The sequence below is a fragment of the Rhodococcus sp. MPR-R1B genome (genome assembly GCF_058793255.1).
In genome coordinates, this window is the sequence record NZ_JBXAFO010000020.1 from 57,452 (window position 1) to 70,309 (window position 12,858).

Annotated in this window: 15 protein-coding genes; 6 read left to right on the forward strand and 9 right to left on the reverse strand. The window is 63.1% G+C overall.

Annotation, left to right across the window (positions count from 1 at the left end):
• Positions 1–8 precede the first annotated feature (8 nt).
• On the forward strand, positions 9–674 hold the full coding sequence (locus AC1Q61_RS24010) for an SIMPL domain-containing protein (protein WP_003942616.1): 666 nt from the start codon (positions 9–11) through the stop codon (positions 672–674).
• Between the two features lie 51 nt (positions 675–725).
• On the opposite strand, the gene AC1Q61_RS24015 is transcribed toward AC1Q61_RS24010, so the two are convergent.
• The 4 genes from AC1Q61_RS24015 to AC1Q61_RS24030 all read right to left on the reverse strand — a co-directional run bounded on the left by AC1Q61_RS24015 (position 726) and on the right by AC1Q61_RS24030 (position 6,332).
• Positions 726–2,372, reverse strand: a complete 1,647-nt coding sequence (locus AC1Q61_RS24015; protein WP_007732863.1) for an MDR family MFS transporter — start codon at positions 2,370–2,372, stop codon at positions 726–728.
• 5 nt (positions 2,373–2,377) lie between these two features.
• On the reverse strand, positions 2,378–2,866 hold the full coding sequence (locus AC1Q61_RS24020; RefSeq protein WP_003942624.1) for a MarR family winged helix-turn-helix transcriptional regulator: 489 nt from the start codon (positions 2,864–2,866) through the stop codon (positions 2,378–2,380).
• A gap of 154 nt (positions 2,867–3,020) precedes the next feature.
• On the reverse strand, positions 3,021–4,289 hold the full coding sequence (locus AC1Q61_RS24025) for a class I SAM-dependent RNA methyltransferase (protein WP_050656625.1): 1,269 nt from the start codon (positions 4,287–4,289) through the stop codon (positions 3,021–3,023).
• A 48-nt stretch (positions 4,290–4,337) separates the two neighbouring features.
• On the reverse strand, positions 4,338–6,332 hold the full coding sequence (locus AC1Q61_RS24030; RefSeq protein ID WP_007732857.1) for an APC family permease: 1,995 nt from the start codon (positions 6,330–6,332) through the stop codon (positions 4,338–4,340).
• Positions 6,333–6,503: 171 nt separating this feature from the next.
• Between AC1Q61_RS24030 and AC1Q61_RS24035 the strand changes: the two genes are divergently transcribed.
• From AC1Q61_RS24035 to AC1Q61_RS24045, 3 genes are all read left to right on the forward strand, one after another.
• Complete coding sequence (locus AC1Q61_RS24035) at positions 6,504–7,169, forward strand: potassium channel family protein (RefSeq protein WP_003942587.1); 666 nt, start codon at positions 6,504–6,506, stop codon at positions 7,167–7,169.
• 86 nt (positions 7,170–7,255) lie between these two features.
• Positions 7,256–7,918, forward strand: a complete 663-nt coding sequence (locus AC1Q61_RS24040; protein WP_003942632.1) for a potassium channel family protein — start codon at positions 7,256–7,258, stop codon at positions 7,916–7,918.
• A gap of 33 nt (positions 7,919–7,951) precedes the next feature.
• Positions 7,952–8,245 (forward strand): GNAT family N-acetyltransferase, encoded by a 294-nt coding sequence (locus AC1Q61_RS24045; RefSeq protein WP_003942641.1) that lies wholly within the window; start codon positions 7,952–7,954, stop codon positions 8,243–8,245.
• On the opposite strand, the gene AC1Q61_RS24050 is transcribed toward AC1Q61_RS24045, so the two are convergent.
• Entirely contained in the window at positions 8,238–8,951 is a 714-nt protein-coding gene (locus AC1Q61_RS24050) for a DUF3159 domain-containing protein (RefSeq protein WP_003942611.1), read from the reverse strand. The genes AC1Q61_RS24045 and AC1Q61_RS24050 overlap by 8 nt on opposite strands.
• Before the next feature lie 52 nt (positions 8,952–9,003).
• Positions 9,004–9,378 carry an OB-fold nucleic acid binding domain-containing protein gene (locus AC1Q61_RS24055; RefSeq protein ID WP_003942613.1) on the reverse strand — a complete coding sequence of 125 codons (375 nt, stop codon included), beginning with the start codon at positions 9,376–9,378 and terminating at the stop codon, positions 9,004–9,006.
• 138 nt (positions 9,379–9,516) lie between these two features.
• On the opposite strand from AC1Q61_RS24055, the gene AC1Q61_RS24060 reads away from it, so the two are divergent.
• Complete coding sequence (locus AC1Q61_RS24060) at positions 9,517–10,242, forward strand: alpha/beta fold hydrolase (RefSeq protein ID WP_030536884.1); 726 nt, start codon at positions 9,517–9,519, stop codon at positions 10,240–10,242.
• 11 nt (positions 10,243–10,253) lie between these two features.
• Here the strand turns inward: AC1Q61_RS24060 and AC1Q61_RS24065 are convergent, their stop codons facing one another.
• Complete coding sequence (locus AC1Q61_RS24065; protein WP_042919933.1) at positions 10,254–11,093, reverse strand: DUF3710 domain-containing protein; 840 nt, start codon at positions 11,091–11,093, stop codon at positions 10,254–10,256.
• A 3-nt stretch (positions 11,094–11,096) separates the two neighbouring features.
• Entirely contained in the window at positions 11,097–11,591 is a 495-nt protein-coding gene (gene dut, locus AC1Q61_RS24070; protein ID WP_003942635.1) for a dUTP diphosphatase, read from the reverse strand.
• 41 nt (positions 11,592–11,632) lie between these two features.
• Here dut and AC1Q61_RS24075 point away from each other — a divergent pair, with 41 nt between their 5' ends.
• Entirely contained in the window at positions 11,633–12,130 is a 498-nt protein-coding gene (locus AC1Q61_RS24075) for a DUF3093 domain-containing protein (protein ID WP_003942596.1), read from the forward strand.
• Between the two features lie 80 nt (positions 12,131–12,210).
• On the opposite strand, the gene AC1Q61_RS24080 is transcribed toward AC1Q61_RS24075, so the two are convergent.
• Positions 12,211–12,513 (reverse strand): DUF4193 domain-containing protein, encoded by a 303-nt coding sequence (locus tag AC1Q61_RS24080; RefSeq protein WP_003942593.1) that lies wholly within the window; start codon positions 12,511–12,513, stop codon positions 12,211–12,213.
• Positions 12,514–12,858: the final 345 nt, after the last annotated feature.

Sequence of the window (12,858 nt, forward strand, 5' to 3'; positions counted from 1 at the left end):
AACCACACGTGCCCACCACCGCCTTCACCTCGGAGCCGTCCACTGTCACGGTGACCGGAACTGCCACTGCAACAGCTGTTCCCGACATCGTGCGATTGACGATCGGAGTATCGGTGACACAGACGGCCGTTTCCGACGCATTCGACGCCGTCGCGCGTCTGTCCACTGCGCTGACCGAGACCCTGCACGCGCGCGGTGTGCGCGGAGCGGACCTCACCACCGCCGGGCTGAGCGTCCATCCGCAGACTCAGTGGAGCGACGGAGGCCGCCAGGAGACAACAGGATTCACGGCATCGACAACTTTCCGAGTCGTACTGCGAGAGCTGGAGCCGGAAGCGGCGAACTCCCCCGCTGCCGTCATCGCGGCATGTGTATCGGTGGGTGGCGACGCGATTCGGCTCGACGGACTGGAGTTCGATCTCGACGACCGCAGCGATCTGGCGACAAGAGCACGCGAATTGGCCTGGACGGCAGCCGAATCGAAGGCCAGACAGTTCGCAGACCTGGCAGACAAAGATCTGGTCGAAGTCCTCGAGGTGCTCGAGGACTTCGACCAGATCGTGCCGATGCGCGGACGTGTCGCGGCGATGAAAGCGGATTCGGCCCCGATAGCCGTCGAACGCGGAGAGATCGAAGAATCGATCTCGGTCCGCGTTCGATGGGCTATGGCGTGACAACAGTAATTCAGAAGACGCGGCCGGCAGTAGACCAGCCGGGCTTGCGGATCAGCGAGTGAGGTTCTTCTCCTCGTTCTTCTCTTCGCGTTCTTCTTCGAACTTCTGCTCGGCGTCGGGGGTTGCCATGTCGATGGTGGTGCGCAACGGACGGTTCGGGATGAAGATGACCGACACGAGCGTGACCACGGCGACGACCGCTGCGACCAGGAAGATCCGTCCTGTTGCGTCGCCGTAGGCGAACCGAACGATCTGCGAGACGAAGTCAGGCATATTGCTCAGGTCGAGGCCGTCCTGGAGGCTCTTGCCAGCTACTGCCTGCTGCTCGGGCGGCAAGGTGGAGACCGAATCGACTGTCAGTGTCTTGACGCGGGTCGCAAGAATCGAACCGAGCACCGACACGCCGATCGCGCCGCCGAAGGTGCGGAAGAACGCCACGATACTGCTGGCCGCGCCGATGTTCTCGACGCTGACCGTGTTCTGCACGGCGAGCACGATGTTCTGCATCAGCATGCCGGTACCGAGACCCACGATGGCGATGAAGATTCCGATGGTCCAGAGGCTGGTTGCGTGGTCGATCGTCGACAGCAGCCCGAAACCGACCAGCAGCAGAACTGCGCCGGCGACGATGAAGGGCTTCCACTGACCGAACTTGGTGATCAGCTGGCCCGAGCCGACCGAGGCGACGAGCATGCCTGCGACCATCGGAATGGTGAGCAATCCGGCTTCGGTGGGATCGAATCCGCGTGCGGTCTGGAAGTACTGCGTCAGGAACGTCGTCGCGCCGAAGAGGCCGACACCAACTGCGATCGAGGCGATGATCGCGAGAGCCGTGGTGCGCTCGGTGATGATCTTGATCGGCAGGATCGGATCCTTGACCTTGGATTCGACGAACATCGTCAGGCCGAGCAGGGCCAGACCACCGATGACGAAGAAGGCCGACTCCTTCGAGAACCAGGCGTAGTAGTCGTCCTGACCGGCAAACGAAACCCAGATCAGTAGGACGCTGACACCGGCGGTGAGCAAGGTGGCGCCCATCCAGTCGATGGAGACGTTGTCCTTCTTCACGGTCTCGACGTGCAGTGTGCGCTGAAGCAGGAACAATGCGATGACTGCCAGCGGAACACATACGTAGAAGCACCAGCGCCAGCCGGCAGTGTCCACGAGGACGCCGCCGAGGATCGGTCCACCGGACATCGAGACGGCCATGGCCGCACCCATGTATCCGGAGTAGCGACCGCGATCTCGCGGCGGGATGATCGTGCCGATGATGGCTACGACGAGAGCGGTCAGACCGCCCATACCGATGCCCTGGATGACACGCGCACCGAGCAGCAACGGAACGTTGTGCGCCGCGCCGGCGATGACCGAGCCGATCACGAAGATGACGATCGCGGTCTGGACCAGGACCTTCTTGTTGTAGAGGTCGGCAAGCTTGCCCCAGATCGGCGTCGACGCCGCGGTGGCGAGCAACGCTGTCGTGATAATCCAGGCGTACTGCGTCTGAGTTCCGTGCAGTTCACCGATGATCGTGGGAAGCGCTGTGGAAACGATGGTGCTACTGAGCAGCGCGGTGAACAGCGCTGCGATGAGTCCGGTGAGTGCTTCGAGAATTTCGCGGTGAGTCATCGCGCCCGCTTCGCGAGCCGATCCGTCACCTCCGGTACTTGCCCGGGTTTCTCCTACTGTTGCTGCCATGTGCCTTATCTCCCAATACTTTCTACGCCCGTGTGCGGAACTGCCGGTGAGGCCTGCCGATTCGATGCGCCGAACGTCTCGTTGAGACGTTGCAGCGATGTCACTGCGGCCATGGCCTCTTCCTGGCTCCAGTCTTCGAGCATGTTGCGCAAACGCGCCGCACGCCGCTGCGTGGTTCTCCGTAAAACGTCGTGTCCCTCTTCCGATACTCGGATGCGGAACGCCCGCTTGTCAGCCGGATCGGGATTTCTCTCGACATACCCAGCGTCGACCAGATCCGACATTTGTCGGCTGAGCGACGACTGACTGACACACAGATCGACGGCCAATTCGTTCTGTCGGCACTCCCCACGCGCCGCCAGCATGAACAACACACTGACCAGCGCAGGCGGCAGCAGGCTGTCTGCACCGGTGGTGACCGCGGCTCGCAGCGATCTGCCGAACATGAAGATCGTGTCGACGAGCGCTTGGGCCGTCTCCGGCTGTACCGACATTGCCTACCCCTGAATTCGAGTGGCCCGAACGAGCCGTGACTTGAAAACGGAAAACTACTTGCAGAACGAAACTATACGATTAGTTGCGTAATGCAAGCAACTGTTGTGAACGCGAGAAGCGTCACACCGTTTCAGGGAAAGATTTCGGGACGTCTCAGCGTTCGAGGAGCGCGATGCACTCCATGTGGTGAGTCTGGGGGAACGCGTCGAACGCCCGGAGGCCACCGATTCTGAAGCCCTGCTCCAGGTAGAGGCCGATATCGCGACCGAACGACGCCGGGTCGCACCCGATGTGGACTATCCGCTCAGCGCCCGTTGAGGCGAGAGCTTCCACGACCGGACGGCCGGCCCCCGCACGTGGCGGGTCGAGCACGACGACAGCAGGCGAACGCTCCAGATCCGCGATGATGTTCTCGACGCGGGCGCTGTGGAAGCGCACCTGACCGAGATCGGACAGCGCTGCCTGCCCGTCCGCGACTGCACGCGCCGAAGATTCGACGGACTCCACCACGCCGGACGGCCCGACAAGCTCGGCGAGCACAGCTGCGAACACGCCGACACCGCCGTAGAGATCCCAGGCCGTGTCCGCGGTAGCGGCTCCGGCCCACTCCCCGACCACCTGTGAGTACGCGGCCGCAGCGCCGCGATGGGCCTGCCAGAAACCGGTCGCGGCCAGCGCCCATTCTCGACTGCCGACGCGCTCGGTCACTGTGTCCGATCCGATGGCAACTCGGGTCTTTCGCGGGCCGCCGCTTGCCGCTCGGCGTGCCATCGCGCCGCGTCGCCCGGGCGTCCGCCGTCCCGTCTTGGACACCGCGGGTGCCGCGATTTCCACGACGTGCCGCTCGCCCGCAGCGTCGAGAACGACCTGCAGCTCGCTACCTGGCGCCCACTGCGCACCGCCGAGACCGTCGTACGCGCTCTGATCGATCTGGGTGCACCGCAGGTCTGTGACGATCCGGTTGCTGCGGTACGCGTGGTATCCGGCGACACCGTGCCCGTCCACCGCCAACCGGACTCGCGTGCGCCAACCCGTTCCGCCTCCGGTTCCGGGCAGTTCCTCTACCTCGACGTCCGATTCGACACGAGCCAGTCGCAGAAGCTGCTCCCGCACGACCGAGGTCTTCATCTCACGTTGGACGCTCAGATCCGCGTGCGAGTAGTCGCAGCAGCCCGCCCCGCCCGGGCCGGAGATCGGGCATGTCGGATCGATCCGATGCGGAGAAGCGTCGAGAACGGTGATCGCGTCGGCGCGGCAGAACGATCCGCCCTTGTCCTCGGTCACCCGGACCAGCGCCCGCTCCCCTGGCAAACCGTGACGGACGAACACGACCCGCCCCTCGTGCCGGGCGACGACGAACCCGCCGTGACCGGGGTTGCCCAGATCGACCTCGAAGGTCTGTCCGGTCCAATTCTCACTCAACGAACTACGCCTGCCATTTCGATGTTGCCGATCATTTTTCGCCGGTGATCATTTCTCGCCGGTGTCGTAACCACGACGCGTCGCACCTGCGGTCTTCTCGATGTCGAGCGGCTTTGCCTTTGCCGACGAACTCAGCTGCCACGGAACGCTGGTCACCATCACGCCGGGCTGGAAAAGCAGACGACTCTTCAGACGAAGCGCGCTCTGATTGTGCAGGATCTGCTCCCACCAGTGTCCGACGACGTACTCGGGAATGAAGACGGTGACGACGTCACGCGGAGCATCGCGTCGTACACGCTTGACGTAATCGAGAACCGGCTTGGTGATTTCGCGGTACGGCGACTCGATCACCTTGAGCGGAACCGTCACGTCGCTCTTCTCCCACTCACGCACGAGTGCACGGGTGTCGGGCTCGTCGACGTTGACCGTGATGGCTTCGAGGGTGTCCGGTCGCGTTGCTCGCGCGTAGGCGAGAGCTCGCATCGTCGGCATGTGCAACTTCGAGACGAGCACGATCGAGTGCGTGCGGCTGGGCAGTACGCCGTCCCACTCCTGCTCCTCGAGCTCGGCTGCGACGCTGTCGTAGTGCTTGCGGATCATCTTCATCACGATGAAGATCGCGACCATCGCGACGATGGCGATCCATGCGCCGGCAGCGAACTTGGTGATCAGAACGATGATCAAGACGGTGGCGGTCATTGCCAGACCGATCGAATTGATCACTCGCGAGCGCTGCATACGGGCCCGCTGCGCCTTGTCGGTCTCGGACTTCAGATGCCGAGTCCAGTGCTTGATCATGCCCGTCTGGCTGAGCACGAACGAGACGAAGACGCCGACGATGTACAACTGGATGAGCTTGGTGACCTCGGCGCCGAACACCACGACGAATGCGATGGCAGCACCGGAGAGGAAGAGGATTCCGTTGCTGAATGCCAGTCGGTCGCCGCGCGTGTGCAGCTGACGCGGTAGGTACCGATCCTGCGCCAGGATCGATCCGAGTACCGGAAAGCCGTTGAACGCGGTGTTCGCGGCCAGAACCAGGATCAGTGCCGTGACGATCGCCATGAAGAAGAAACCGATCGGGAAACCACTGAACACGGCTTCGGCGATCTGCGCGATCAAGGTCTTCTGATGGTAGCCCTCCGGCGCTCCGACCAGCTGTTCCTGCGGATTGTGTGCGTAGACGATGCCGATCTTCTGAGCCAGGATGATGATGCCCATCAGCAGGACGATGGCGATCGACCCGAGCAGCAGCAAGGTCGTGGCAGCGTTGCGCGACTTCGGCTTCTGGAACGCCGGTACGCCGTTGCTGATGGCCTCGACGCCGGTCAGTGCGGCACAGCCCGAGGAGAATGCGCGGGCGATCAGGAACGCGAAGGCAATTCCGTACAGATGCGAATCCTCGGCGTTGAGCGTGAACGACGACGATTCCGCGTGCACATCCTCACCGAGGACGTAGATCCGGAAGAATCCCCACCCGAGCATCAGGAACATGCCGACGATGAATGCGTAGGTCGGAATTGCGAACGCGGTCCCCGATTCACGGATACCGCGAAGGTTGACCGCGGTCAGCAACACGATCGCCGCAACCGCGAACAACACCTTGTGCTGCGCGACGAACGGCAGAGCCGAGCCGATGTTCGACGCCGCCGACGAGATCGACACGGCGACCGTCAGCACGTAGTCGACCATCAGCGCACTACCGACGGTCAGACCGGCGGTCGGGCCGAGGTTGACCGTCGCGACCTCGTAGTCGCCGCCACCGGAGGGGTATGCGTGGACGTTCTGGCGGTAGCTCGCCACCACCACAGCCATGACGATGGCGACGGACAATCCGATCCACGGGGTGTACGCATACGCGGAAATACCCGCGACGGAGAGAACCAGGAAGATTTCTTCGGGGGCATACGCGACGGACGACATCGCGTCGGACGCGAAGACCGGTAGTGCAATTCGCTTGGGTAGCAGCGTGTGCCCGAGTTTGTCGCTTCGGAACGGCCGACCGAGCAGGAGCCGCTTGGTAGCGGTCGAGAGCTTAGACACGTGCAAAGCGTAAGCCGTCTCGCCCGATTCGGAGTCATCAGAGCCCCAACTTCACCTTTTGTCGTGACAACCGGCACGCGAGCGACCGTTGTACTTGCTCTTCCCGTGAGGGGCTGTACCGTTCGATTCGGCGTGCAATCGCGCCATGAGGGTCCATGAACGGAGTAGGGCGTGTATGTCGTCATCATGGGGTGCGGTCGAGTGGGTTCTTCCCTCGCCGCGTCTCTGACCAGGATCGGACATGAGGTCGCCGTCATCGACCGCGATCAGAGTGCGTTTCTGCGTCTCGATCTCGACTTCCCGGGAACCAAGGTTCTGGGAATGGGGTTCGACCGTGACGTGCTGGTCCGGGCGGGAATCGAGCGGGCCGACGCCTTTGCCGCGGTGTCCTCGGGAGACAATTCCAACATCATCGCAGCGCGAGTCGCACGCGAGACTTTCGGCGTCGAACGCGTCGTCGCACGTATTTACGACGCCAAGCGTGCCGCTGTTTACGAGCGACTCGGCATTCCCACGGTCGCCACCGTGCCGTGGTCGACGGATCGTTTCCTGCACACGTTGACCAAGGAAAGTCAGACTGCGAAGTGGCGCGATCCTTCGGGCACTGTCGCCATCACCGAACTTGCCCTGCACGAGGATTGGGCGGGCAAGCCGATCGCACTCCTCGAGGGCGCGACCAGTTCGAGAGTCGCCTTCATCATCCGCTTCGGGACCGGCATTCTCCCCGACCGCAAGACTGTCATCCAGGCCGACGATCAGGTCTACATCGCCGCCGTGTCGGGAACCGTCGCCGAAGCTGTCGCACTGGCCGGCAACCCGCCGCCGAGCGACGACTGAGGGAGGCCGCAGATGACTGATCCGTACGCCGCCCCCCACAACAAGACTGCGACTGTGTTGCACTACAACGTGATTGGAAGTTCTCGATGAAGGTCGCCATCGCCGGAGCCGGCGCCGTAGGCCGTTCCATTGCGCGAGAGCTGATTCGAAGCTCACATGATGTCATGCTGATCGAACGCAAACTCGATCACATCGAACCGGAGTCGGTGCCCGAGGCGAAGTGGGTGCACGCGGACGCCTGCGAACTCAGCAGACTTGAGGACGCGTCGATGGAGTCGTACGAGGTCGTGATTGCCGCGACCGGAGACGACAAGGCAAACCTGGTCCTCAGTCTGCTCGCGAAAACCGAGTTCGGTGTTCGCCGAGTTGTCGCCCGCGTCAACGATCCCCGCAACGAGTGGCTCTTCGACGAGTCCTGGGGCGTGGACGTCGCCGTCTCGACACCGCGGATGCTCGCTTCGCTCGTCGAAGAGGCCGTCTCGGTCGGTGACCTGGTCAAACTGATGACACTGCGGCAGGGACAGGCCAACCTCGTCGAGATCACGTTGCCCGACAACACACCTCTTGCCGGAAAAGCCGTCAAGAAACTCGAACTTCCGCGAGACTGCGCACTGGTCACCATCCTGCGTGGCGGACGCGTGATCGTCCCGCAGATGGACGATCCCATCGAAGGCGGGGACGAACTGCTCTTCGTTGCGGCCGTCGACGCCGAGGATCAGTTGCGCGTTGCACTCCGCCTGGAGAATTGACCGACGAACACACTGACGACGAAAGGGAATCACATGGCACAAGCGCCCGAAAACACCGTAGTCACCGACAATCCGGCCCAGAGCCGGTACGAGATCCATGCCGACGGCGACCTCGCCGGGATCGAGGACTACACCACCTCCGGTGACGTCGTCTCGTTCAACCACACCGAGATCTATCCCGCCTTCGAAGGTTTCGGGTTGGCCGGGGTTCTCGTCCGCCAGGCTCTGGACGACCTACGAGCACGCGGCCTCAAGGTTCATCCGGTGTGCCCGTACGTCGTGAAGTTCCTCGACAAGCACCCCGAGTACCAGGACCTGATCAGCTGAGATCTCGGTCTTCGCGCGGCTTCGTCAGATTCACCGAGCCCACCTCTTCGGACCCTGCGTCCGTGGCGGTGGGCTCGCTGCTTTCGGGCTCCACAACCGGTTCAGGCTCGACGATGCGATCGGCCTTACGCACAGCCCAGACCGTCACGAGCAGCACCAAACCGGTCAACGGCCAACCCATGCCGATACGCGCGACTGCGAGCCATCCGGTGTGGTCGGTGTCGTAGAGCTGTGACTGAACGAGATACCGCGCACCGAAGACCAACGCCCACGCTGCCGTCGCGACGTCGTAGAGCCGGACGGCGGAGCTGTGCTTGCGCCAGAGATTGCCGTGCCCGTTGAGATAACCCCAGATGATTCCGACGAGGGGCCAGCGTACGAGGATCGAAATCAGGAAGACCGCACCGTAGGCGAGGCTCGTGTAGATACCGAAGAGGAAATATCCTTTGGCGTCGCCGGTGCGGTAGGCGATGAATGCGGAAACTCCGACTCCGAGAAAACCGGAAATAGCGGGTTGGAGTGAATCCTTGCGGAAGAGGCGCCAGGCCGCGATAGCGACAGCGACGCCCAATGCGGCCCAGATTGCCGCGGTGAGATTCCAGATGCTGTTGACCGGGACAAAAATCAGAATCGGCAAAGACGAATAGATCAGACCACTCAGCCCGCCGAGTTGGTCGATTACCGATCGCTGTTGTGTTTCAGTCACCTGTCGAGGGTGCCACAGTCACCGAGTTGCACGGTAAATGCGGGAAACGCGCCTATTCGCCGCGCAGTTCGTAGTAAGGGTTGAAGATCGCCTTGCGACCGTCGCGCTCGCCCACACGACCGCGGATCAGCAGGGTCTTACCGGTCTCGATTCCCGGGATCCGGCGACGCCCGATCCAGACGAGATTGATCACCTCGGTGCCATCGAAGAACTCGGCCTCGATACTGGCATTTCCCGACTTGGGACACGCGTCGACGCTGCGGAGTCGGCCCACCATCGTGACTTCTTCACCGCGACGACAATCGCATGCCTTCTGACCTCCGGAAGCCTTGTTGGACTCGGCCATCTCCTGGGCGTCCAACTGGTCGACGTCCTCGGTCAGACGCTGGGTCAGTCGACGAAAATATCCTGCGGCGGCGGGTGCCATTGCGCGCTCCTGCGAACATGTGTGACGCAAGGGTTTCGCGTCACGTGAAGGGCTGTGTGATCGCCACTGTAGACCCATTACGAGCGTGTAACCACACCGGTCAGTCCGCGTCTCGGGGGCACCGGGCAAGATCAAGAGATGCAGAACTCGGAATTGGCGACCGTTGCCGTCGTTCTCCCAGGTACAGGCTCTGACGCCCACTTCGCGGACCGAGCATTCCGGGCGCCGCTGGAGGCTCTGGGTGTGCGCATCGTCGCAATTGAACCGGACCCTCGGCGTGTCGTGGACGGCTATCTGGACGCGATGGACAGAGCCGCGGACACGCACGGCCGAATCATCGTCGGAGGGGTCTCGATCGGAGCGGCCGTTGCACTCCAGTGGGCCGCCGACAATCCCGATCGAACCGTGAGTGTGTTGGCAGCGCTTCCGGCCTGGACGGGCTCGGCCGACGACGCCCCCGCAGCAGCGAGCGCGCGGTTCACCGCCGGGCAACTGCGCTCCGAAGGCTTGGAGTCGGTGATCGCTGCGATGCTCGCGTCGAGTCCGGCGTGGCTCGGAGCCGAACTCGAGCGCTCCTGGCGCTCTCAGTGGCCCGATCTCCCGGCTGCGCTCGACGAGGCGGCGTCGTACCACTCACTCGGCGAGAGCGCGCTACGCGCGGTAGGCGTTCCGGTCGGCATTGCGTCGGCGGTGGACGATCCGGTTCATCCCGCGTCAGTGGCGCAGGCCTGGGCGGCTTCACTCCCCCGCGGCGCAGTCGCCACGACGACGCTCGACATGATCGGGCGCGACCCCGCGGTTCTCGGGTCCACCTGCATCAAAGCGCTCGCGGCGATCGAATCCGATACCACCGCGAGCGCCTGAAGAAAATCCTGTTACTGACCCAATTGCTGCATGGCAGAACCGGATTCGCCGCTACGAGGCGGCGGGGTCGGCCGTGCTGGAGGTGCCGGCGGAGCGGGCGGTGCTGACTGCTGTTGCTGCTGGGCGGCGACCTGTTGCTGCTGCGCTGCCGCCAACTGCTGCTCGTGTGCGGCCGCCAACTGCTCGGCGAGCACCTGCGGGAGCACCACGGGCAGCGGTGTCCGCACCGGATGCGGCTCTGATCCTCGGTTGACGACGGTGTCACGCAAGATGTCCCGTGCGATTGCCACCAGAGGGGCGTTCGCGGCGGTGGATCCACTCGGACCCGCGACCACGCAGCGCACCATCCACCGGGGACCGTCGACGCCGATGAACCGCAGGTCCATGTTGGCCGTCACAGCAGCCAGTTCACGGCCCCACGGGCCGTTCTCGACGCTCACCGCGGAATTGTCGTCGCGAAGCGACTGCGCGAGCTCGGCAACGACCTCACGCCACTGACCGGGCGATTTCGGGGCGGCGTAGGCAGCAACCGTGATGCGGCCGTGCTCGGTGACCAGATGCACGGCCTGCGGCGAACCGTTGGGCGCCATCTCGACCTGCAACTGCCCGCCGGTCGGCATCGGCACCAGAACGGAACCGAGATCAAGACGCTGACCGTCACGGCCTGCCGTCGGATCGTCGGAATCGATCTCCGAGATGTCGTAAGGGCCTTCCGATTCGTCACCGAACTCGTCGCCGGTGACTTCGAGATCGTCTTCGACCTCGTCGATCTCCACCGACTCGTCGTCCTCGTCACCGAAGAAGCTGGTGGTTTCCTCGTCGACATCTGTCTTCTTCTTGCGTCCGAACATGATTCAGACTCCCTCTCCGACTACCGCGCCAGGCGCATCGGTATCGAGTATCGCGTGCCCGCCGCTGGAACCGTAGCCTCCGGTTCCTCTGGTCGTGTCGTCCAGCGATTCGACTTCCTCGAAAACCGGAAGTTCGACTCGTTGAACCACGAGCTGAGCGATTCGGTCACCGCGGCGGATGTCGATGGCTGTGGCCGGATCGAGATTGATCAAGCAGACCTTGAGTTCGCCCCGGTATCCCGCGTCCACGGTTCCGGGCGCATTCACGATCGACAGTCCCGATTTGGCGGCGAGTCCGGAACGCGGATGGATCAACCCGACGGTGCCCACCGGCAAAGCGATCGCGATCCCCGTTCCGACCAGTGTTCGGTGGCCGGGTTCGATGGTGACGTCGCTGGTGGAGCACAGATCCACACCCGCATCTCCGGGATGCGCACGCTGTGGAACGGGCAGGTCTGGATCCAGTCGCTTCAAGGCGATGGAGAGATGGTCGCTCACGTGGGCCAAGACTACTCGTAGCGACGGACTATCCTTGACAGGTGCCCGAAACATCTCGACCTGACGTCGCCACCACAACGCCCCCGTCCACGACGCTGTACTCCGAGCGCCTGTGGGTGCCGATCTGGTGGTGGATCGCCGGGTTGGCCGTAGCCGGACTCCTCGCGGCCGAGGTCCACATGGGCCGCCCGGGGCTTCTCTCGTACCTGGCGTACGTCGTACTACTCCCGATCCCGATCTGGGCGGCATTCTGGCTCAGCCGGATGCGCGTCGAGGTAGTGGAGACAGCAGGGGTGAAGGAACTGCACGTGGGTAGAGCCCACCTGCCGGTCGAATTGATTTCACGGGCGGCAGCAGTGCCGGCTTCCGCGAAGAGTGCTGCGATGGGGCGCCAACTCGATCCGTCGGCGTTCGTCCAGCATCGCCCATGGGTCAAGACAATGGTGTTGATCGTGCTCGACGACCCGGAGGATCCCACGCCGTACTGGTTGGTGAGCACACGTCGTCCCGCTGATCTGCTGGCTGCGCTGGATCTCTGACCAGCGCGGTCACAGCAAAGCAGTACTTCCCGACCCTTGGTCGACCCTCGCGCTGACGGGTCGACCACCGGGAAGGGAGATCAGGCAGCGCAGTCCATGCATACGAGCTGTCCGTTGGCATCACTGGCCAGGCGGCTGCGGTGATGAACCAGGAAGCAGCTCGAACACGTGAACTCGTCTGCCTGCTTCGGAACAACTCGAACCGAGAGTTCCTCGCCGGAAAGGTCGGCACCCGGCAGCTCGAAGGACTCCGCGGTGTCCGTCTCGTCGATGTCGACGACGGCTGACTGCGCTTCGTTGCGTCGCGCCTTCAGCTCCTCGAGCGAGTCCTCCGAAACCTCGTCGGACTCTGTACGCCTCGGTGCGTCGTAGTCAGTTGCCATCTCGTCTACCCCATCCTCTTCGTGTATCCCGGTCCCGTGTGCGCCGAGAATCCGGTAGATCCTTGATGCGCATGGAAACCGCCGTGGCATCCAGATCATTCCCTGTCGCTGCATAACGCTGCAGGACTGGAATTAGTGCCCGGAAGTTCCTTCCGAGAACGTGATCTGCGCCTCATTTGGTTGTCATTTCGGCGTCCGGCCGATGCCCAGTTGAACGACCTGGGCCGCCAGACAGTAGCCGACGTGAGCACGAAAGTAGTAACCGAATCGGAAATTTCCGAAAAATGACTGCGAATTGTCACCAAGGCAAGAGCAAGCTGTGACCTTTCCACGATGTTTTCGGGC

Coding starts and splice junctions, on each gene's coding strand:
- AC1Q61_RS24040 (WP_003942632.1), top strand. CDS start 7,256: ATGAAGGTCGCCATCGCCGGAGCCGGCGCCGTAGGCCGTTCCATTGCG.
- AC1Q61_RS24020 (WP_003942624.1), bottom strand. CDS start 2,866: ATGTCGGTACAGCCGGAGACGGCCCAAGCGCTCGTCGACACGATCTTC.
- AC1Q61_RS24065 (WP_042919933.1), bottom strand. CDS start 11,093: ATGTTCGGACGCAAGAAGAAGACAGATGTCGACGAGGAAACCACCAGC.
- AC1Q61_RS24055 (WP_003942613.1), bottom strand. CDS start 9,378: ATGGCACCCGCCGCCGCAGGATATTTTCGTCGACTGACCCAGCGTCTG.
- AC1Q61_RS24060 (WP_030536884.1), top strand. CDS start 9,517: ATGCAGAACTCGGAATTGGCGACCGTTGCCGTCGTTCTCCCAGGTACA.
- AC1Q61_RS24015 (WP_007732863.1), bottom strand. CDS start 2,372: ATGGCAGCAACAGTAGGAGAAACCCGGGCAAGTACCGGAGGTGACGGA.
- AC1Q61_RS24045 (WP_003942641.1), top strand. CDS start 7,952: ATGGCACAAGCGCCCGAAAACACCGTAGTCACCGACAATCCGGCCCAG.
- AC1Q61_RS24080 (WP_003942593.1), bottom strand. CDS start 12,513: ATGGCAACTGACTACGACGCACCGAGGCGTACAGAGTCCGACGAGGTT.